Annotated in this window: 16 protein-coding genes and 2 pseudogenes; 9 read left to right on the top strand and 9 right to left on the bottom strand. The window is 66.0% G+C overall.

What is annotated here, in order from left to right; all coding sequences use genetic code 11:
* Positions 1–2 precede the first annotated feature (2 nt).
* Positions 3–764, top strand: coding sequence for a hypothetical protein (locus A4R43_RS30255; RefSeq protein WP_113695283.1), 762 nt, complete (start codon positions 3–5; stop codon positions 762–764).
* Positions 765–812: 48 nt separating this feature from the next.
* On the opposite strand, the gene A4R43_RS30250 is transcribed toward A4R43_RS30255, so the two are convergent.
* The 4 genes and pseudogenes from A4R43_RS30250 to A4R43_RS30235 all read right to left on the bottom strand — a co-directional run.
* A complete protein-coding gene (locus tag A4R43_RS30250) occupies positions 813–1,397 on the bottom strand; it encodes a DUF6262 family protein (RefSeq protein WP_113692913.1) in 585 nt (194 codons plus the stop codon).
* Complete coding sequence (locus tag A4R43_RS30245) at positions 1,394–3,982, bottom strand: tyrosine-type recombinase/integrase (RefSeq protein ID WP_113692912.1); 2,589 nt, start codon at positions 3,980–3,982, stop codon at positions 1,394–1,396. The genes A4R43_RS30250 and A4R43_RS30245 overlap by 4 nt, the downstream gene beginning before the upstream one ends.
* Entirely contained in the window at positions 3,979–5,094 is a 1,116-nt protein-coding gene (locus A4R43_RS30240) for a tyrosine-type recombinase/integrase (protein ID WP_236808367.1), read from the bottom strand. The genes A4R43_RS30245 and A4R43_RS30240 overlap by 4 nt, the downstream gene beginning before the upstream one ends.
* 188 nt (positions 5,095–5,282) lie before the next feature.
* A pseudogene (locus tag A4R43_RS30235) lies at positions 5,283–5,684 on the bottom strand (GP88 family protein); the annotation flags it as partial.
* Between the two features lie 1,089 nt (positions 5,685–6,773).
* Between A4R43_RS30235 and A4R43_RS30220 the strand changes: the two are divergent.
* Positions 6,774–7,079, top strand: a complete 306-nt coding sequence (locus A4R43_RS30220) for a MarR family transcriptional regulator (protein ID WP_110341397.1) — start codon at positions 6,774–6,776, stop codon at positions 7,077–7,079.
* A gap of 208 nt (positions 7,080–7,287) precedes the next feature.
* Here the strand turns inward: A4R43_RS30220 and A4R43_RS30215 are convergent, their stop codons facing one another.
* Together A4R43_RS30215 and A4R43_RS30210 are read right to left on the bottom strand one after the other, a co-directional pair.
* On the bottom strand, positions 7,288–9,627 hold the full coding sequence (locus A4R43_RS30215; protein WP_110341395.1) for an MMPL family transporter: 2,340 nt from the start codon (positions 9,625–9,627) through the stop codon (positions 7,288–7,290).
* 48 nt (positions 9,628–9,675) lie between these two features.
* Entirely contained in the window at positions 9,676–10,278 is a 603-nt protein-coding gene (locus A4R43_RS30210) for a TetR/AcrR family transcriptional regulator (protein WP_199542772.1), read from the bottom strand.
* A 412-nt stretch (positions 10,279–10,690) separates the two neighbouring features.
* Here A4R43_RS30210 and A4R43_RS44850 point away from each other — a divergent pair.
* The 3 genes and pseudogenes from A4R43_RS44850 to A4R43_RS30200 all read left to right on the top strand — a co-directional run.
* A pseudogene (locus tag A4R43_RS44850) lies at positions 10,691–10,789 on the top strand (hypothetical protein); the annotation flags it as partial.
* 133 nt (positions 10,790–10,922) lie between these two features.
* Positions 10,923–11,417 carry a MarR family winged helix-turn-helix transcriptional regulator gene (locus A4R43_RS30205; protein WP_233520116.1) on the top strand — a complete coding sequence of 165 codons (495 nt, stop codon included), beginning with the start codon at positions 10,923–10,925 and terminating at the stop codon, positions 11,415–11,417.
* On the top strand, positions 11,414–13,102 hold the full coding sequence (locus tag A4R43_RS30200; protein ID WP_110341391.1) for an MDR family MFS transporter: 1,689 nt from the start codon (positions 11,414–11,416) through the stop codon (positions 13,100–13,102). The genes A4R43_RS30205 and A4R43_RS30200 overlap by 4 nt, the downstream gene beginning before the upstream one ends.
* 85 nt (positions 13,103–13,187) lie before the next feature.
* Here the strand turns inward: A4R43_RS30200 and A4R43_RS30195 are convergent, their stop codons facing one another.
* Positions 13,188–14,159 (bottom strand): AraC family transcriptional regulator, encoded by a 972-nt coding sequence (locus A4R43_RS30195; RefSeq protein ID WP_233520115.1) that lies wholly within the window; start codon positions 14,157–14,159, stop codon positions 13,188–13,190.
* Between the two features lie 161 nt (positions 14,160–14,320).
* On the opposite strand from A4R43_RS30195, the gene A4R43_RS30190 reads away from it, so the two are divergent.
* From A4R43_RS30190 to A4R43_RS30175, 4 genes are all read left to right on the top strand, one after another.
* On the top strand, positions 14,321–14,641 hold the full coding sequence (locus A4R43_RS30190; protein WP_110341590.1) for a 2Fe-2S iron-sulfur cluster-binding protein: 321 nt from the start codon (positions 14,321–14,323) through the stop codon (positions 14,639–14,641).
* Between the two features lie 17 nt (positions 14,642–14,658).
* Positions 14,659–16,047 carry a cytochrome P450 gene (locus A4R43_RS30185; protein WP_110341387.1) on the top strand — a complete coding sequence of 463 codons (1,389 nt, stop codon included), beginning with the start codon at positions 14,659–14,661 and terminating at the stop codon, positions 16,045–16,047.
* Positions 16,044–17,246, top strand: a complete 1,203-nt coding sequence (locus tag A4R43_RS30180; protein ID WP_110341385.1) for an NAD(P)/FAD-dependent oxidoreductase — start codon at positions 16,044–16,046, stop codon at positions 17,244–17,246. The genes A4R43_RS30185 and A4R43_RS30180 overlap by 4 nt, the downstream gene beginning before the upstream one ends.
* An 895-nt stretch (positions 17,247–18,141) precedes the next feature.
* On the top strand, positions 18,142–18,753 hold the full coding sequence (locus A4R43_RS30175) for a TetR/AcrR family transcriptional regulator (protein ID WP_009156875.1): 612 nt from the start codon (positions 18,142–18,144) through the stop codon (positions 18,751–18,753).
* On the opposite strand, the gene A4R43_RS30170 is transcribed toward A4R43_RS30175, so the two are convergent.
* Complete coding sequence (locus A4R43_RS30170; RefSeq protein ID WP_110341383.1) at positions 18,662–19,186, bottom strand: AMP-binding enzyme; 525 nt, start codon at positions 19,184–19,186, stop codon at positions 18,662–18,664. The genes A4R43_RS30175 and A4R43_RS30170 overlap by 92 nt on opposite strands.
* Before the next feature lie 30 nt (positions 19,187–19,216).
* Positions 19,217–21,106, bottom strand: coding sequence for a sigma-54-dependent Fis family transcriptional regulator (locus A4R43_RS30165; protein WP_110341381.1), 1,890 nt, complete (start codon positions 21,104–21,106; stop codon positions 19,217–19,219).
* Positions 21,107–21,214: the final 108 nt, after the last annotated feature.

Raw genomic sequence — 21,214 nt, 5'->3', positions numbered from 1 at the left:
CCATGACGACGAGTGACGAGCTGGATGACGAAGCCCACGATGAGTTTCGGCGGGCGTTGCTCGACGAGAGTCACGGTGATGCGCGAATCCAGTTCCTCTCGACGATCTTGGGTGTGTTGGTCAACATTGAGGACTGGCTCGCGATTGATTCGTGGCTCGGGGGCGGCAAGGCCGAGCATCCTGATCGTGGCGAGAAGCCGGACCTTGCCAGTGTCATGGCGTTTCGCGCGGTAACAACGGTTGCAAGCATGAGTACCGAACTGGCTGACGCGGCCGTGGCGATGGTGGCGAAGCGTCGCTACTACGCTGTCGGCGCGGTGATCCGCCAGCTCATCGAGTGCGAGTATCTGCTTGTGCTGTTCGACGAGGATCTCGACCACGCGCGACGGTGGGGCGAGAGCACTCCGGCCGAGATCCGAAGCTCGTTCAGCCCGAAGCAGATGCGGACACTCACAGGTAAGTTCTCGAACGAGGAGTACTGGGGCCACTGCGATACCGGCGGTCATCCCGCGCCCAAGGGTGCGAGGCTTCTGGAAAAGCTGGACCCGATGCGTCAGTCGTGGCCTGTCTCGGCAGCTGAGCTGTCGATCGACTTGGGCCTTCACCTCCGACGGATCTGGAAAGCTATCGACAGCCTGCTGGTGAAGCACCACGTTCGATATCAACGAGTTCGCGCCGATCAGCGACAGCTGGCTGAAGACGCGTGGGTGACTTGGCGCGCCGATGATCCCGTGGTTGAGGCGCTGACGGCTTCTGACGGTTGAGCCGGTCGGCCGACGAACTGTGTCGGACCTGTGTGGACGGCGTGCATGTCAACTCCGATCGCTGGAATCGAGTAGCTGTACTTCGAGTTCGGCGATTCGCCGGTCCTGGAATCGGACGTTCGAGCGTGCAGCCTTCAGCCGGTCATCAAGTTTCTGGTTGTCGTCGGTGAGCTGCCGAACCTGTTGTTTGAGCGTGGTGTTCTCGGTCGTGATACGGAGGATCGAATCTTCGACGCATTCGGTCTCCATGTCGCGAATCTGGCCCATCAAGTCGCCAATGTGCTTGCGCTGCTTGACAATCTCCTCGTGTGCCGTCTTCAGCATGGCCTCTGCGTTGAGCGCTCGTTCTCGCCACGAGTCCTCGATTTCGGCTTCGTGCAAAGGATCCGTGGCTGCGCGGTCGGTTGCTGCGGCCGTTCTGGTCGTACTGACCGCAGTTCGCGCGTCGGGGTTCTCGTAGAGGAAGGTTCGGGAGACGCCGGCTCGTCGTGCGACGCCAGCGGCGGTGATCGGTGTCTTTTCTCGGAGCATGCGCGCGACGGCGTCGTGGACGCGCTCGATTGCCGCAGCAGTCCGTTCTTGTCGGGCCGCCGTTGCCGCGGCCGTGCGAGACGAGCGGTGAGGGCTGTTCACGGTTGAGGCTCCGAAGAATCGCCGTTGTTGATGGGGAAGGAGGCGTCTGCGAGTTCGGTCGCGCGGAAGGACAGGCTCCAGATGCGGTGGAAGTAGTCCTGGGGACGGCGCAGGTCGAGAGCGAGCGCTTCGTCGAGCAGGCCCATACCCGCCAATGCTTTCTCCAGCCCGTCGATCGCGCGGCCGGTGGGTTCGAAGACCTGGTGGAGGTAGTCGGCGGTGGCGTCATCCGGTGCGCGTTCGGCGATGGAACGCCATTGCTCGCGTTTGCGGCGCCAGTAGAGGAGGTCGGCGCCGGAGAGGACGAACTTGTCGCAGTTGTGGCAGTCCAGCTTCCAGGGACAGGCGTCGCCGTTGACGACAGGTTGGAAGGTGCAGAATCCGCCTTCGGCCGGGGTGCTGCGGCGCGATAAGTCGATCGCGAGGGCGTGCGCTTGCTCGCGGCTCATTGTCTTGGTGTCACCGGAAAGCAATTCGCCGGGGTGAGGTGCTGCGGGGCCTGCGACCCACACGTGCTGGAGGACGTCCTCGATCTCGGACACGGCGACGTGGGTGTAGTGCTCTGCCATGCGATCGGAGACTTGGCCGAGGTAGCGGCGGATGTGGGTCAGGCTGGCACCGTGGCGCAGCAGCGTCGTGGCCAGCGTGTGCCGGGCCTGGTGCGGAACGCACGTTCCGAGGTTCAGCTCAGCGATCCACTGCTTGAAGCCCGTGCTGAACCAGCTGTAGGACAGGGATTTCTGACCGGCGAGGTTTCGGCTTCGCGTTGGGAACAGAGCCAAGGCTCGGCGTTCAGCATCCGTGGGCGGTCGGCCGTGTCGGGCAACGAATCGGTCGAGTGTCTTGCGCTGCCGCTGCCGGAGTCGTTGGTAGAGGCCTTCGGGGATCCGGATCGCCTGGTCGTAGTTGCCGACCTTGGTCTGATCGTGCCAGAGCATGGGCAGATCGCCGTGGCGGCCGAGACAATCCCACCGCAGCCCAATGGCCTCGTTCGCGCGCCGGCCGGTGACGATGATGGTCTCCCAAATATCGCGGAGGCCTTGGTCCTGCGGGTCATAGGAGTGGGCGAGTTGCTGCAGGTTGGCTTCGTCGGCGAGTGCATGGGCGACCTCGTCAGAGAACGGGGTCCGGGTCCGGTGCACGGCCTTCCCGCCGGACGGTGCCGCGATAACGAAACCGCGGTCCAAGCCGATCCGGTCTGTCTCGCCGGAGTCCATCGCGGTGCGCAGCAGTCGCCGAACGTGGTTGAAGATCAGTCGTCGGGAAGCTTGGGTGGTCGCGAATGCCGTGCCGTCGGCCTTCTTCATGCTCAACGACGGCAAGCCGTGGGTAGCCCGGTGACGTTGGTCGGTGACGAAGCGCAGCATGTGCTCCTCGCCGAGTCGGGTGGGGTCGTCGCCGTGGCCGGGAGCCTCGGCTTGGAGGAAGGCGCTCAGTTCGGCGCTGGCGCGGCGGAGGTTGGCGAACACCCCGGAGGAGCGAGGGCAGTGCGGAGACCGCATCGCTGCCGCGAGGTGATCCCATAGCATGTTCCGCAGCCAGCGTTGCGACACCACGGTGAGGTCGATGTAGCTACCGCAGTTCGGGAAGCGGACGCCGAAGTGGTCGGTCTCGATGAAACCCGCGTCGCGAGTGTCCTCGGGTCCGAAGTAGACCAGCCGCAGCCCGTTGAGGATCTCCCGCGCGATGAGCCGACTGAAGTGGGTGCATGAGCCCAAGTCCAGCTCCGTCAACGAGTTCAGGTCGCGGCGTCGGCAGAAGTTCACCAAGGTCTGCAGCCAGCCCGGACCCCACTGGGAATGCTGGCCCTGGGTATGGGCGAACAATCCCCACTGGAACTCAGCACGCAAAAGAGGCCGCAACCCTCGCAGGTTGAACTGATTGGCTCGCGGGATCGGATCAACCTCCGCGCACCACCGCCGGAATGTCAGCTCGTCGGCGTACACGACCACCCGGTTGTCGTCGACTTCGGTGAACTGGTTTCCCGTTCGCCCCAGCAAATGAGCGCCGCCGGGACGACCCGCAGACCGGTAGCGAGACTCGTGTCCAGCACACAAACCCAACGAGGACTGCGCGAGGTCGCTGCACACCACAACGCAGCATCGTCCGAATCCCGGATGCGAATGTTGCTCTGAAAGCCAGTCGTCGTAGTCTGTCGCCGCGCCGTGCGTTTTGATGCGGTAGAACCAACTGTGCTTGTGGCGATTGCACAACCGACGAGCGATGTCGGTGGCGGGCCGGACCAGGCAGATCCGGCAGACCCGCTGGCCTGCGGCATCCGCCGGCGCCAGTTGGTCCGCGTTGAGCAGGAAGGCAGCTTTGCCGGTGCCCGTATCGCGGGCCTGTTTCCACTGTCGTTGGTGCGTGGAACAGAGGTCACCGCTGTTGCCGCGGAAGTGTTCGCAGCCGGGAACGACGCACTCCCATGCGTAGACAGGGTGGCCGCGCGGGACGTCGATCAACTCGGTGCGGAACAGCGGGGTGAAACTGGGTCCGTTGATCAGTGCTGTCAGCAGGTCCAGCCGATCGGTTTCCGCTCGGCTGGGCGGAGTCTGGTGCGCTGTGAGCAGTGGGAGGTGCTTCATGCCTGCACGCTCCAGACCTGCCGTAGCGCAGCGTCGAAAACGGGATCGTGGATATCCACATGGGCGTAGATCTCATCGACAACCACGGTGGACGCCCAGCCACCGGCGTCGCGCGCGACAACCAGATTGCCGCCTGAAGCATCCAGAACGGCGGTCGCGAACCTGTGCCGGAACTCGTGCGGCTTGATCTTCCCGAGCCCCGCCCGGATCGATGCACGCCGCAACATTCCCCGCGCTGCGACTGGCGCCCACGGCTGGCCATGGTGCGGTCCATGCAGTTGCACCAGAAGCATGCCGTGGTCAGTCAGCTGACTAGGGTATTCCTCGGTCATGTAACGGAAGTAGCTGTGAATCATCGCCGGACTGACGCGCTTGATCAGCCCGCCGCGTACGGTCCCACGCTCGATCGACCACTCGTGCTTCGTCTTGGCTGCCGCGCGGTTCGGATTGCCGGGCCGGTGGCAGACGTGCACGTGCGGGGATCGGCACTGGCCGCAAGCCGCGTTGTCGCGCAGGTGAAGGTCCACCAGATGCAGGCCGCATAGCTCCCCGATGCGGAACCCGCCATCGGTCAGCCAGGTGACGACAAGTTCGTCGCGGGCCGACTGCAGCACATCCAGCAATTGTGGGGTCGCGCCTTCTGGGAGCATCTTTGGATGGCGACGGCGTCCGCGCCGGGGAGCCAGCGGGTTCGCCGGCGCGCTGCGCGCCACGTGCCCGAGGAAGGCCCGGCGTCGGTCCTCTCGTGACGGCAACCGGGACTGGTTCAGGCGCGACCCGAGCTCGGGGTTGACTCCCAGCATTCCCTGGTGTCGATAGAAACCCTTCAGACACGCAGCGGTCGTGGACAGCGCGTCCTTGCCGTACGGTCGCTTCCCGACCCGCCACGGTTCACCCAGAGGCATGCGCACGTCGGCGCCAAGGATTCCCATGTAGCGCTCCAGATCTCGAAGTACTACGCGATCCACGGTGAGACCCTCACGTTCGAGCCACCGCAAGTGGTCCACGAGGTAGTAGGCGTAGGTGCGCTGGGTTCCAGATCCGTCATGCACACGCAGGAACTGATCAGCATCCTCACGCACCGTCCCCTCCGGCCACACGATCGTCCACATACGACTTCCGTCACGTCGAAGCAGCTCCTGTACTCGTAGCTGCCCGACCACGCACTTGCGAACCACAAACCCTCCATACCGACGCCTGACACTCCGAACGATCCGGACATGGTCGGTAACCAAGCACGGCACGTTCGCGAAGTGGCGCAGGACGGACGGCACGTACGGGTCTACGTACGGTCGGTAAACTTGGTATAGGCGTAAAAGGTCACGTCAGGAGCAGAGCGCATGATGCGCAGCCAGCTGCGGGTGTAGTCGTCGGAAAAGAAGTCGCCCGAGTCGTGCACCCGCACGAACCGGCCGCGGAACTTCGGTGCGGCCAGTTCGGCGAGCATCGCCTGCTCCCACCCGGCCGGATCGTCCAGCACGAATATCAGGTTCGCCTGGTGCTTGGCGCGCACAGTCGGCCACAAGTAGGTTCCGTGTCGGGCGTAGCAGACGTGGCGGCAGATTCCTGCTGACGGGCAGGTGTTGTAGGTGCGGCCGTCAGGCAACCGGCCAGCCCAGGCGGGCAACGTCGTCACAGCGCGGCCACCGCAATGCTGACCGCAGGCGCTTCGCTGGCCGAGATCGGCCAGGTGCTGCGTCATCGTGATCCGATCACGACCACGCTCTACACGAAGGTCGACGTGGCGGCCCTGCGTCCGGTCGCCCGTCACTGGCCTGCTTCGGACGGTACGGCATGAGCGCATTGCGTCCAGCCCTCGCCGACTATCTGGGTGTCCGCCGCGGACTCGGTTTCCGGCTAGATCGGGCGGAGAAGCTGCTCGGCCAGTTCGTCGCCCGCTTCGCGGCTCGTTTGACAGACCCGCTCCGAGGTAGTGGCGCTGGCCGGCCGCACGGCTCCCCCTTTTCCTCCTGAGTATTTCAGCGTACGGTGAACTCTACCGCTGGGTACAGGGTGATCGTGATGCTCGGTTCGGCCACCAGGGTGGAGGTGGGTGAAATTGAGGTACCGGGATCCGTACGGGCTGGCATGGCAACAGCTGGGCAACGCGCTGTGGGATGTGTTGGCAGTCGCGTGGTGGATGCTGGTGGCTGCCAGCGTCGCGTTCGGTGCATGCTGGTGCATGGGGCAGTTCATGTATATGGAGTGGGTTCGCGAACATCCTCCGCCCCGCCTCCGGTTCTTTGCCGAACGCAGGCTGCGTCAGGACATCGCCCGCGGGTTGGGCGATCTTGAGGACTACCTGCGCAAATGCGATCCAGTACACCTTGACGACCGGCCAGCTCGGGCCGGACGGTCCCGAACTTGGAGGGGGTGGTGCCGACCTTGAAACAGACTCCGATGGCCCGGACGCCTCCTGAGTCTACGGTTCGCAGTTCGATCTCTGACTGCAGCCCCAACACCGGCCGCTGGGGGCCGACGAGTTCGAACCTGTGCCCGGCGGGACGTCGGTGCCAACCACGGCTCGGTGGCGGCCAAACGGATCGGGGGCGGCTGGAGCGTCCGGGCTGTGAGGCGACATCGACGCCGGGCCGAGTCCTGTGAGGAACGTGTCAGTGGCCCGCAGGCTGCAGCGGCTGCGGGCAGCATCCCCGCAGGTCGTACCGGGTGGGCCTGGCTGGATGGGTGATGGTGAGCAGATGATGGCGAGCCGCTGGCAGGACGAGGGCGAGGGGCTGCTCCGGGTGGTGGAGCGCATCGCCCTGATCCTGAACGAGGCGGGGTCCCACGGATGTCGGCCAGGGTGTTCGCCTACATGCTCGCCGACGACGCCGAACGCTACACCTCCGCCGCGCTCGCGGAAGGGCTTCGGGTCAGTCCGGCCGCGATCTCGGGGGCGGTGCGCCATCTCACCGCGACGCGGATGGTGGTCAAGGAACGCCAACCCGGGAAGAGGGCGGAGCTCTACCGGGTCTGTGACGGCAACGTCTGGGGCATGGTCGTGGCCCCTGGATCCCGGTTCTCAAGCAGTGGCAGTCCACGCTGGAGAGCGCCACGGTCGAGCTCGGCGCTCCCGGCGGTGAAGGCCACCGATTAGCCGAGGCGACGACGTTCATCGCGTTCCTGCGCAACGAGCTGGAGGGAATGCTGGAGCGCTGGTCTGATCACCGGCTGGATCCTCGGTGACCGAGACACCGGCGGTGATGGTCGACCGCGTTCGGCCGTGCGGGCAGACGGGGTCGACGTGGTGGGGCTGCTGAACGTGCCCCCGGTGGTTCGGCTCCGGATGCTTCCGGGGGGCTCGTTCAGTCGCGGACCTCGATGTGGTGTCGGTCGGTGGCCTCGGCCTGCTGGTTGAGCATGGTCAGCAGCTTGTCGCCCTCGACGTCAAGGTCCGGCAGCAGGCGGTCGAGCCAGCGGGGCAGCCACCATGCTCGTTCGCCGAAGAGGGCCATGAGCGCCGGGACGAGGGTCAGCCGGACGACGAAAGCGTCGATGAGGATGCCAGCGGCGAGAGCGAAGCCGATCTGCTTGATCATGATGTCGTGGCTGAAGATGAAGCCGGAGAACACCGCGACCATGATGATGGCGGCCGCGACGACGACCCGGCTGGCCTGGTCGAACCCATGGACGACGCTGTGTCGGGCCGGCTGGCCGTGGATGTGTGCCTCGCGCATCGAGGAGACCAGGAAGACCTCGTAGTCCATGGCGAGTCCGTAGAGGATGCCGGTCACGATGATCGGCATGAAGCTCATGAGTGGGCCGCCGGTGTCGAACCCGAAGAGGCCGCTGAGCCAGCCCCACTGGAAGACGGCGGTGGTGGCACCGAAGGTGGCCAGGATGCTGAGCAGGAAGCCGGCTGTGGCCTTGATCGGGACGACCACGGAGCGGAAGACGAGCATCAGGATCAGGACGGAGAGGACGATGATGATGCCGAGGTAGAGCGGAAGGACATCGGCGAGTTTGTCGGACATGTCGATGCCGATGGCGGTGAACCCGGTCACGCCCAGCCGCACCTGGTTGCTCTGGGCGATCGCGTTGCTGGGCTCGCGCAGCGACTTCACAAGATCGCTGGTGGCCTCGTCGCTGGGGCCGGAGGTGGGGATGACGCTGAACACGGCCAGGTCGCCGGCCTCGTTGACGCCGACGGGTGCGGCCAGCACGATGTCGTCTCGGTGTTGGAACTCGTCGGCCAGTTTCGCGGTCAGCTCGGGTGTGACGCGGCCTGCGGTGCCGGTGGGCTCCGCGGTGACCAGGAGCGGGCCGTTGAATCCCTCACCGAAGCCTTGGGAGACCGCCTCGTAGCTCTGTCGGGCGGCGGTGTCCTGGTTCGCGGTCGCACCAGTTGGGATGCCCAGGTTCATGCTGGCCGCGGGGATCGCCATCACGCCCAGGATCGCGACCACGCCGCCGATGACGGGCCACCGGAACCTGATGACACCCTTGACCCAGTGGTCAGCGACGCTGTGGGACTCCGCGTCCGCCTTGGCGTAGCGTCGGGCTCGGGCCTTGTCCGAGCAGATCCGCTCCCCGACCAGCCCTAACAGCGCGGGCAGCAGGGTCAGGGCGATGAGCACGGCCAGGGCCACCGTGGACGCCGCGACCAGGGCCATCGTGGAGAGCATCGCGATGTCGATGACGGTCAGCGCGGTCAGCGCGATGAGGACGGTCAGGCCGGCGAAGAAGACCGCGCTGCCTGCGGTGCCGACAGCTCTGCCTGCTGCCTCCTGTGCGGTGAGTCCCTGATCGAGAATCAGCCGTCGCTGCCGGTTGACAACGAATAGGGCGTAGTCGATGCCGACGGCGAGGCCGACCATGAGACCGAGCACGGGCGTGGCGGAGTTCATCTCGACGGCCGTGGAGAGCGCGTACGCGCCGCCCACGCCGATGCCGATGCCGACCAGCGCGGTGATCAGGGGCAGGCCGGCCGCGATCAGCGAGCCCAGGGTGAGCACCAGCACCAGGGCGGCGACGGCGAGACCGATCACTTCGCCAACACCGACCGGGATCTCGATGGCCTTGAGCGAGTCGCTCGGGAGAACGGTGATCCCCGTACCCTGCTCGGCACGCTCCACCACCTCGACCACCGAGCTGACGTCCTCAGGTGTCAATGAGGTGGAGGCGACCGTAAACTGGAACTGGAACAGCGCGACCTGCCCGTCCGAGGACACGAGCACGCCGGGCACCGGTGCCCCGTCCACCAGCAGCGGCTGGTAGGGAGGCGCCTGCCCGTGGTCCGGCCCGGCTGGCGGAGTGCCCGGTGCCTTCTCCTCGGGCGTGCCTGGGGTGCCCTCCTCCGAGGTACCCGTGGCGAGGTCAAGGGGATTGACGACCTTGTCGAGGTCATAGACGTCGCTGACGGTGCCGCTGATCACCGCGAGTCGCTCCGCCGTGTCGAGGCGCTCACCGTCGGGCGCGGTGAAGACCACACTGGCCTGCCCTCCCGAGGCGGCGGGGAGCTCATCGGCTACGCGGTCGAGCACAGTCTGGGCCTCGGTGCCCTCGATCTTCATCTCCGAGCTGACGCTCACCCCGTTGATGGCGACCGCACCGACGACCACTGCGAGGGCGGCGAGCCAGCCCGCAATGAACAGCCACGGCCTGCCGAACGCCGTTCGTCCGAGCCGGTACAAGAAAGTGGACATGAGGGACTGGTGCTCCTTGAGGGCAAAGAGGGGCGGTGTCTAGAAGGTCTAGAAGCCGTGGCGCAGGTAGTCGAAAGTGATGTCGAGGAACGAGCTGTAGTCCATCGACGCGGGGCTGGGGTCGTACTCGCCGCCGAGGTCCACATCAAGGGTTCCCTCTAGAGCGGCCATCACGGCGCCGTACACGGCACCGAACAACAGCGGCACGTAGACGGTGGGGTACCGGTCCCCCGCCACCGAGCCCAAGAGTTCCTGCGCGGTATGGCGCATGCGTTGCTGAACGCCCAGCACGTGGGGCTCCAGGGTCGGGTACCGCCGCGCCATCGCCATCAGCTCGCGCATCCTCACCAACGCGTCCGTGGTGAACTGCGTCTTCATCACAGCCAACAGGACGTCGAGCAGCGGCAGGTCAGCGGGAAGGCCGGCCAGGATCGCGCTGGCGTCGTCGACACCACCGAACGCGACCGAAGCGACCGCCTCCTCCTTGCAGGAGAAGTGGTTGCCGAAGGTCCGCCGCGAGTACCCCGCCCGCTCCACCACGTCCGCGGTGACAAACCCCGACAAGCCGCGCTCACGGGTCAGCTCGAACGCCGCCTTGGCCAGCGCCTCTCTCGTCGCCTCGCGCTTGAGGTCCCGCAACCCACGATCCACGCCCTCAGTATGCCCACCTCTGCCCAATGAGCAAAATTGCCCAATGTGCACATCGATGCTGGCCTCGGCGCAGTTGCTCCCAGGCAGCCGTCCGGCGACGGCGGGCCGCTGGCGTGACGGCACGACGGGCTTCGCAGCGGACGGCGAGGTCGGAGGCCCCCTGAGAATCGGAGGTGCCACTCGTCGCGGCATCCGGCTCAAGCAAGCCGCTGAGGCGCGTGGGGTTGAGGTGCTCGTTTCCTGCGCCTGCAGGATCCGTGGACGAGGCGGGTTTGAGTGCCGTCCGGCCTGCTGGGTTTCCCGTGGTGGACGAGGTAGTCGCTTGAACGCCCTGCGGGTGACAGGCAGCCACCATCGTTGCCATTCGTGTGCGGAATGTGGCCCGACTTGGGCCACGAAACCGGTCTGATAGTTGGCACGGTCTTCGACCTGGTCGGCGCCGGGCACACACCAGCGCGCCGCGCTCGCGATATCGCAGATTCCGGGCCCCGCCCTGGCTCGCCACGCTGTCGGCCTCGACAATCTGACCTCGGCAAGCCAGGACGATCTGGTGGCCGTGCTTCTCCCGGCCTCGCCCCGGCTCTGGCCACGCGAGAATGGCGGGCTGGTGCGCTCGCTGTCCCTCCACCGGTTATGGTTGGTACATGCAACCGCTTGGGTCGAAGGCCGACCTGGTCTCGGTGGAGTCCATCGAGCAGGAGCTGACTTTGTTGGTGCGGCGCGCCCAGAAGGTGCATCTGCGCGGGGGCCCGACCGAGCAGGTCGTGGAGAGGGCCGCCTACGGCATCCTTGCGTGGCTCCATGACACCGGCCCACTGCGGCCCAGTGCGCTGGCAGCACACTTCCACCTGGACGCCTCGACGATCAGCCGGCAGGTCGCCTCCCTGGAGCAGGCCGGCCTGATCACGCGGGAAGCCGACACCGAGGACCGACGCGCCTTCCGACTGCGACTCACCGAGCGCGGCCGAGACGTCCTGACCACGACCCGGGCGGAACGACGCGGTGTCGTCCGGAAGCTGCTGCAGTCGTGGTCGCCCGAGGACCTGGCGAACTTCGCTTCCCTGCTCGCCGCGTTCAACGCCGGCCTCGACAAGCATCTGGCCTCGGACCCGAACAGCACAGAACGGAGCCAGCGATGAGCACGCCGTCTTCCCCCGAAGCCGGTGCCCCTGGGGCACCCGGCGAACAGGTGATGCCGGGGCTGACGCACCGGCAGATCCTCACCGTCCTGGTGGGGCTCATGATGGGGATGCTGGTCGCCGCCCTGTCCCAGACGATCGTGGCCACGGCGCTGCCCACCATCGTCGGTGAGCTCGGCGGCCAGGACCAGCTGGCCTGGGTCGTCTCGGCCACCTTGTTGACCTCGACCGCCTCCACACCGATCTGGGGCAAGCTGTCGGACCTGTACGGCCGCAAGATCATGTTCCAGTCCGCGATCGGGATCTTCCTGGTCTCCTCCCTGGCCTCGGGGTTCGCCCAGAACATGGGGCAACTCGTCGGATTCCGGGCCGTGATGGGAATCGGCGTTGGTGGGCTGATGGCACTGTCCCAGGCGATCATCGGCGACGTCGTCAGCCCCCGCGAACGCGGCCGCTACCAGGGCTACATCGGCTCGGTCTTCGGCCTGGCCACCGTCGCCGGGCCACTGCTCGGTGGCTTCCTGGTCGAGCACCTCTCGTGGCGGTGGACCTTCTGGGTCGGAATCCCCATCGGCATCGCGGCCCTGGCGGTGACCGAACGTGTGCTGAAGCTGCCGTTCCCGCGCCGCAGGCATGCCATCGACTGGTTGGGGGCCTTCTTCATCGTCGCCGGGATCAGCGCCCTGCTGTTGATGCTCTCGCTCGGCGGCAAGGAGTTCGCCTGGAACTCGGGCTGGACCTACGGGCTGACCGCGGTGGCGGTGCTCATGCTCGCGCTCACCGTCTGGCAGGAGCGCCGGGCGGTCGAACCGATCATGCCCCCGCGACTGTTCGCCAACCACACCTTCGTCATCACCAGCCTGGCCGGTTTCGCGGTCGGGGTCGCCATGTTCGGCGCCATCATCTTCCTCCCGCAGTACCTGCAGATCGTCAAAGGCGAGTCACCCACCGCATCCGGCCTGCTGACGCTTCCCCTGATGGTCGGCCTGCTGGCCACGTCCATCGCCTCCGGACGCATGATCACCCACACCGGCCGCTACAAGATCTACCCCGTCGTCGGCCTGTTGGTCGCCGTCCTGGGGCTGACGCTGATGAGCCGGATGTCGGTGGACACCTCGCTGTGGCTGGCCGGGGTGTTCATGTTCATCACCGGCGCAGGCATCGGCATGGTGATGCAGGTCCTCGTGCTGGCGACCCAGAACGCCGTGCCCCACGCCGACCTCGGCGTCGCGACCTCCGGAGCCACCTTCTTCCGCTCCCTCGGCGGCGCGATGGGAGTCGCAGTCTTCGGCGCACTGCTCACCCACCGCCTCCGCGACACCATCCCCGCGCAGCTCAAGGCGGCCGGGGTCACCGCCGACCAGATGCCCGCCGGGACTGCCACCCAGGGCAGCCCCGAACAGATCGCGGCGCTGCCCGAGCCCATCCATCTCGCAGTCACCACCGGGTTCGCCGAGGCGCTGCAAACCACCTTCCTCGCCGCCGTACCGTTCGCGCTGCTCGGGTTCGTCACCCTGCTCTTCCTACGCGAAACCCCGCTGCGACAGACCCACGGACACACCTCCGCCGAGGACCTCGCCACCGCATTCGAAACCTCGGTCGACCCCGACGCGCATCTCACCGACCACGAGAACCGGCCCGGATCGGGCGAAGTCTCCAGGAAGGTTGGTCAGCCGGGTGACTGATGGACGGCCTCCGAGGGTCTGTCAAACAAATTTCGGACGGCGCCCCAGCCGCGGTCCTGCCGAGAGGCTGCGCTGGGAGCCGTGCTCAAGGGTGCTGGTGGGCGCGTCGGAAGTGGCTCGGTGAGGAGCCGGTCCATGCTTTGAAGGCGTGCGAGAAGTTGGTGACGTCGCTGTAGCCGAGTTCGGCGGCGACCTCACTGACCGACGTGGATCGGTCGAGCAGCCGTATCCGGGCACGGTCGAGCAGGGACTTCTGGAGGAGTTCGCGGAAGCTGGTTCCCTCCGCGGCGAGGCGGCGTTTCAGGGTGCTCGAGGAGATCGAGAACTCATCCGCGACTGACTGGATCGTCTTCACCCCTGGCCTGTCGTCCAACAGCTCCCGCACTCTGCGGGTGAAGTCCTGGGGGCCAGCCCGACGTTCGAGCGCCTGCTGGAGGTCAGTTATGGCGACTTCGTAGGCGAGTGGGTCGGGGAAGCGGCAGGCCGTGTGCAGCGTCCGTGCAGGGATATGCAGGTAGGACAAGGGGGCGTCGAAGACGAGCCGACCCCCTGGCCATGCCTCTCGAGACAGGACGCTCGGCTCCGGCCAGCGACTATGCATGGTCACCTCCGACGTGTCGCCGACCAGCAGGTCGATCAACCGCATGAGGGCCAGGCCGCAGTAGGTGACGACTAGACAGTCCAGGTCGGGTTCTCCTGCGTTCCCGGACAGCCGAATCGTCAGGTCCTCCGGCTGGCGATCGAACTGGGTGGTGACGGCCTTGGTGATAACCGGAAGATAGGTCAGCAGCTGCACGACCTCGGCGACGGTTCCTGCGCTGACCAGCGGCACGCTCATCGGCCCGAAGGACGTGAGCTGGGCCTGTTCCGCGCAGGCGATCCCCAGCCGGGTCGCCTGCTCGGCGTCGAGTTCGGGATAGACCTCGCGAAACCACCGCAGCGGTGCTTGCGCTTGGGTCTGAATCAGAGTCAGCTCGCCGGTTCCCTCGCGCGCCATGATGGCGCGGAACTCCTCCACGGCGTTCTGATCGATCGCTGAACTGCTCAGCAGTTGCACGAACACAAGAGATGGGACGCCTGGCTCGTCTCTCCACATGGCGATCCTCACGTGATCCGAACTCACAACAGGATGGCGCGGCTTCGACATGGCCTTGTCGGACGCCGACGACAATCATGAAGGAAGTGTCCGTCTTGTGGTCAAGAGTGGGGTAGTTGTCGATGGCAGTCGTTACTTTCGTGTCGCACGACGGGGAGAAGCACGAGGCGCCCCTCGAGGAGGGCTGCTCGCTGATGCAAGTCGCGACGAACAACGCCATTCCGGGCATCGATGGCGACTGCGGCGGAGAGGCCGCCTGCGGCACCTGCCACGTGATCGTGGATCCTGCCTGGGCCGACAAGGTCGGCCCGTCCGGTCCGGTGGAAGAGGAGATGCTGTCGATGAACCCCGAGCGACAGGCGACGTCTCGGCTGTCCTGCCAGATCAAGGCCTCCGAGTCATGGGATGGCCTGACCGTGCAACTGCCCGAATTCCAGATGTAGCAGGAGGTGTCGACGAGATGAAGATCCCTGAAGCAGTCAAGAGGAAGGTCGAGGCCGCCATCCCGCTGGATCGACAGGTCCAGGCCGCACACCTCTACGACAAGGGCCGACGCTGGCTGACCCGCACGAACGGGCAGAAGATGTTCGTCGAACGCCCGATCCCGCCGGTCGAAGAAGTCGCGCTCGAAGACATCGACCTCAGCAACCCGTTCCTCTACCGGCAGGGGCGCTGGGCCTCCTACTTCAAGCGCCTACGCGACGAGGCCCCGGTCCACTACCAGCCTCACAGTCCCTTCGGACCGTTCTGGTCGGTCACGCGTCACGCCGACATCATTGCGGTGGACAAGAACCACGAGGTCTTCTCCGCGGAACCTCTCATTGTCATCGGGGCGCCGCCGCGGTTCATGGACATCGCGATGTTTATTGCCATGGACCCGCCCAAGCACGACGTTCAGCGCCGCGCCGTCCAAGGGGTGGTGGCTCCGAAGAACCTCCGCGAGATGGAGGGCCTCATTCGCGAGCGCGTCAGGGACGTCCTGGACAACCTGCCCGTCAACGAACCCTTCGACTGGGTGAGCACCGTGTCGATCGAGCTCACCGCCCGCATGTTGGCGACGCTACTGGACTTCCCCTTCGAGCAGCGGCACAAGCTCGTCGAGTGGTCAAACCTGGCCACCTCGATGGAGCAGGCCAACGGAGGCCCCTCCGACAACGACGAGCTGTTCCGCGGCATGGTGGGCATGGCGCGTGGACTCAGCACATTGTGGCATGACAAGGCCGCCCGCCTCGCGGCCGGTGAAGAGCCCGGGTTCGACCTCATCACCATGCTGCAGAGTAATGAGAGCACCAAGGATCTGATCAAGCGTCCCATGGAGTTCGCCGGCAACCTGATCCTGCTCATCGTCGGGGGCAACGACACAACGCGCAACTCGATGAGTGGTGGCGTTCTCGCGCTGAACCAGTTCCCCGACCAGTTCGAGAAGCTCAAGGCCAATCCGGACCTGATCCCGAACATGGTCTCAGAGATCATCCGCTGGCAGACTCCGCTTGCCTACATGCGCCGGATCGCCAAGACCGACACCGTGCTCAACGGCCAGTTCATCCGTAAGGGTGATAAGGTGGTGATGTGGTATGCGTCCGGCAACCGCGATGAGACTGTGTTCGAGCGACCGGACGAGTTGATCATCGACCGGCCCAACGCCCGCAACCACATCGCTTTCGGGTTCGGCGTGCACCGGTGCATGGGCAACCGGTTGGCCGAGCTGCAGCTGCGGATCCTCTGGGAGGAGATCCTCCCGCGCTTCGAGAGGATCGATGTAGTCGGGGAGCCGGAATACGTCCAGTCCAACTTCGTTCGGGGCATCAGCAAGCTGATGGTCGAGCTCACCCCCAAGGGCGCCGGATGAGCTCAGCGCGCGCGGTGGTGGTGGGTGCCAGTCATGCCGGGGCGCAGCTGGTCACCAGCCTCCGCCAGGAGGGCTGGTCCGGTGAGATCGTGCTGGTCGGTGACGAGTCGGTGCTGCCCTACCAGCGACCTCCTCTGTCGAAGGCTTACCTCGCTGGCAAGTGCTCGCTGACGGAGTTGGCCATTCGCTCCCAGGACTTCTACCTCAAGCAGGGCATCGAGTGCCTGGACGCCTGCGTGGAGGAGATCGATCGTTCGGCTCGCCAGGTCCTGCTCAGCACGGGGGACAGACTGTCCTATGACGCCCTGGCTCTCTGCACCGGCGCACGCCCACGACGCCTGCGCGCCGCCGGCACCCAGCTCGATGGGGTGCACTACCTACGTCGGTCATCTGATGTGCAGCGGATCCGCGAGGACGCCATCCCCGGACGGCGTGCCGTCATCGTCGGTGGTGGCTACATCGGCCTGGAGACCGCCGCGTCGTTGCGCGCGCTGGGTCTTGACGTCACCGTGCTGGAGGCCGCAGACCGTGTCCTCGAGCGGGTGACCGCTCCTGAGGTGTCGGCATTCTTCACGCGCGTCCACCAACATGAGGGAGTCGACGTGCGGACGAGCGCATCGGTCGAGGCGCTGGTCGGTGACCACCGCGTCCGCGAGGCGGTCCTGGCGAGCGGCGAGCTTATGGCAGCCGATCTCGTGATCATCGGGGTCGGTATCGAGCCGACCACGGAACTGGCCGAGGCAGCCGGCCTGGCGGTGGACGACGGGATCTTGATCGACGCGCACGCGCGCAGCAATGATCCCACCATTGTGGCCGCCGGGGACTGCGCCTCGCAGGACATGCCACGCTACGGCCGACGGATCCGCCTGGAGTCGGTGCCGAGCGCGGTGGAGCAGGCGAAGGTGGCAGCGGCGACCATCTGTGGAACGGACAAGGAGGTCACGGCGCTCCCGTGGTTCTGGTCGGATCAGTATGACCTCAAGCTCCAGATCGCGGGACTCAACACGGGCTATGACGACATCGTCCTGAGCGGTGACCCGACCGCCGACCGCGATTTCACCTGCTACTACCTCCGGAAGGGCGAGCTGATAGCCGCTGACTGTGTCAACCGTCCCCGGGACTTCATGACCACCAAGCGCATGCTCGGCCAGGGGACCGCAGTCGATATGGCCGCCCTGACAGCAGAGGTTGCGGTGTGACGAAGGGGGCCGACCGCTGACCGTGGTCACCACCGAGGCACCGCCCAGTGCGGCGAACAAGGATGACTTGGATGTCGACAGCGTGGACGGCGATGGGGCTTCTGTCTAACATCCTGGGCGTCCGTGAATCGCGTCGGTTGCAGACGTGAGGCACGTCCCCAGAGACGCACGCGGTCCTGCATGGTGGCTGGTGTTGCTCGTTCGCAAACCGCTGCTGCTGGTGGCCAGGAGAGTGGACTGGCGCGGCACGGGACGCCTCGCCGAGACGGGAGGTGCGGTGCCGGCGGTCAGCCCTGTCTCCCGAACCGATCCGTTGTTCCCGGCGGAGATGATCCTGGACCAGAGGGCCGGACCCCCGGTCATAGCAAAGACGAGCCCGTTTCAGAGCAGAGCTGTCGGCTGGTGGTTTCGGCCGGCCGGCCACGTCGAGGTCGATCGTTCCAACAGCCGAGCTGGGCTCCGCGCTGCGGTCGAAGCCGTGGATCGCGCGCCCTCGTCGTCTACCCGAAAGGATCGATCACGAAGCGGCCGGAGGGAAGTCTGATGCCGCTCAAGGATCGGGTACTGTTCGCATCGCGCTGGAGACGAGACGTCAGCTCCATTGACTCCTGTTGCACAGTGGGGCGTGCAGACGATCGTGCCAGCCTACGAACGGAGGGTGGTGTTGGGCCGTCGTCGTCCGATCACGCTACTGGTCGGGGACCCGGTGCCATTCGAGTCGAGGACCTCCGAGAGTTGCCGACGACCACGGCAGTTGGTGCGGGATACTCGCGGGGCCTTGTCCAGTCGTACAGCGTCACGACCAGGGTTGCAGACGACCACGCACGGTAGCTTGATCTTGTCCAGATCGGTGACGGGAGTCGGTAGCGAGACAGAGATCGCTACCCTGTCTTTCATGCGGGCACACTCCATGCGTGAACGGTTCAGGGAGCACATGCGCTCGGCTGTCCTCGAGGCTGCCCACGACTTGATCATCGACCGCGGCTGGGACCGGGTGCGCATGGGGGAGGTGGCGGACCGAGCCGGGGTGTCGCGGGCAGCTCTCTACAAGGAGTTCGGTGACAAGGCCGGCCTCGGAGAAGCCGTCGTGCTTCGGGAAGCCTCACGCTTCCTGGAGGGCATCCAGGGGGCGCTGGAGGCGCACGTCGGCGATGCGAAGCGCGGCATCGCTGCAGCCGTCGACTACACCTTGGACGAGGCGGGGCGTAGCCCCCTGCTCAAGGCGGTGCTCATCTCCAACCGCGACCTGAATGGGGGGAGCCAAGCGTCCACGGGGATGCTCCCACTGCTCACAACTTCCGCGCGACTCCTCGACCTCGCCTCCGACACCCTGGCCGGATGGGTCGCGGAGAGTTACCCGAGTCTTCCCGAAAACGACGTCATCGACGCGGCCGACACCATGGTCCGCCTGACAGTCAGTCACCTGGCCCTGCCCAGATGGGACCGAACCGCGACAGCACGCAAGATCTCAGAGGTCGCGGTCCGGTTCCTCTCCCTCGAATCGTGACCTGCGCCGGATTGGCACGACGGGAGCAGTCTGAACTGAGCTCAGCGGCGTACTGCGTGTTCGTCTGCGCCCTGCTGCTGACGTAGCACCGTCTAGAGAACCTTGCCGGCGCTGTGCGGTGCAACTCGGCCACGAACTCGACCCGGGTAGGGCACTTGAAGTGGGCAAGCCGCTCCCGGGCGTACGCGATGAGCTCCTCGGCCGTCGTCTCGGCGGCGTTCTGGAGCGCCACGGTGGCCACTGGCGTCTCGCCCCAGTGGACGTCGGGGACGCCGACGACGGCCACTTCACGGACGGCCGGGTGCCGGTAGAGCTCCTGCTCGACGGTGTCTCCGACGGGCCCCAGCCAGGGTGCCGATCCGGGCGCCGTGTCCTTGAGCGTCTTCGGAGCCAGCACCGTCGCTGGCCTCAGCGCGGCCGTCCGCCGATCCATCCGTCGACGCAGCGCGCTTCTCCGCCGCGATCAGCGAGCTGGTCCTCGACGGTCTCGCGACACCTGGCAGTGGGACTGTCCGATAAGTTGATCAGATAGCCCCATCTGGAGTTCCTGGGCGGTGGAGACGCCGAGGGTACGGATCTTGCGGTACAGGGTGGCGCGGCCGATGCCCAAGATTCTCGCCGCTTGTGTCCGGTTGTTCCCGACGCTGGCTAGTGTTTCGATGATCAGTTCGCGCTCCGACTGCTCCATTACGGATAATTGTCGTTGGTGTGCACGTTTGAGCACCCAGGTCGGTAGGTGGTGCGGTTGGATCTCCTGGCCATGGCTGGCGTTGAGTGCGGCGGCAAGGGCGTCTCGTAACTCGGCGATGTTGCCCGGCCATGGGCTACGCATCAGGGCTTGTAGCGTTGGCAGGCTGCAGTGTGCGGTGGGTTGGCCGGCGAGTTCCGTGAGCAGGACCGACGTCAGGTCGGCGATGTCCTCGATGTGCTGGGCCAGCGGCGGCACCCACAGGTGGTGCGGGTAGGATGCGAGGGCTTGTTCGAGCCGCTCATGGGTGTGGGTCGTGGTTTGGGCGGTGACGATGAGTCGTCCGGTTGTCGATGCGGAGGCGGGATGGGGGCTCGTCGCCGCGAGGGCCCGCAGCTGCGCCTGCGCCTGTGTCGGAAGGTATTCGATTCGCCGTACGATGACGTTGTCGCCTTGCCCAAGGGTATCGTTGGTCCGGATGATCAGGTCCTTGGGTGCGGTCTCGGTGGGGTCGGCGGCGTTGAAAACGCGCAGTCCCCGGGCGGGGCTGGACAGTTCGTGCAGGTACTTGGCCAGGTAGAGCTTGCCTGTGCCCGGTTCGCCGGTGATCGCTACCGGATCGGGGAGCTGAGCCAGTTCCTGGATTCGCGTGGTGACGCGGCGCCACTGTGGGCTGCGTCCCGCTGGAGGTGTGCAGCCGGTGCCGGTGGGCGTCGCGGATGGGCGGTAGCCCGTGCTGAGGTGGCGAGGCCGGATCGGATCGAGGTACACCACGACCCCAGCGGGGTCGTGGGAGGCGGTCGTGACGGATTGGCACCGGACACGGTACCGCCCGTGCGTGAGGTCCACGCTTACTTCGGAGCGCTGGGTACGAGCCAACTGTGTGGACGCGTCCCAGAGTACCGCCTGGTCTTGGGGTGTGAGATTGCCGCTGGCGATGGGGTTGGTGAGGATCATGTTCGGGTTGAGGCCGAGTATGGCGCCTCGATGCAGACGGCGGGCACGGGTGAACGCCTCGACGAGGGCGACGTCGGCGGGGGACGACAGGTGGCTCAACCGGGTTTCGATGTGCTGTACCGATTCGGAGAGCAGAGCGGGGATGAGCGGGTTGTAGTCGTCAGCGAGGCAGGTGATGTCGAGAACTCCCTCGACGGCTCGGGTGACCGGGTTGTGGATGGGGACCCCAACGCACGACAGGTGGCGTAGGAAGTCCGCGTAGTGTTCTTCGCCGCGAACCGCGACCGTTCGAGCTTCCTCCAGGACTGTGCCTAACCCGTTAGTGCCGGCGTACTCCTCCGCGAAGGCGAACCCGGGGGCCGCGTATGCGTTGTCCAATGCACTGTACAGCGGCTTCTCGCCAACCCAGCGCCGCACGATCCTCGCCTGCCGGTCGGCGAGCAGGATGCTGGTGGAGGTGTCGGCCAGGGAACTGGCGAGACGTTCTACCACCGGCGTGGCCGCCTTCAGCAGTCGGCTGTCACTGTCGAAGTCCGGATCGTAGGGTAGTTCAGCCTTCTTGTCAGGGGCTATTCCGCAGGCTGCGGACCGGCGCCATGACAGCGCGATCTCGGCACGTACGGACAGCTGTGGGGACTCGCGGCGTGCCTCAGGTGTGGCCGTCCCGCCTGAGGCACGGCCACCGAGTGTGACTGAGGTGGGCTCCATTGCCTGCACTCCATCGTCCACGGGGGTGTGACGTGATGGTCCAACCAGAGTAGCGCGGAATCCCGTTGGCCCGATTGTCTCACTTTGAGACACAGGTCACCTTTGCTT

It is taken from the genome of Amycolatopsis albispora (genome assembly GCF_003312875.1).
Classification (GTDB): Bacteria; Actinomycetota; Actinomycetes; order Mycobacteriales; family Pseudonocardiaceae; genus Amycolatopsis; species Amycolatopsis albispora.
The sequence above is the reverse complement of the archived record's forward strand: the minus strand, read 5'-3'. Positions and strand labels throughout refer to the sequence as shown.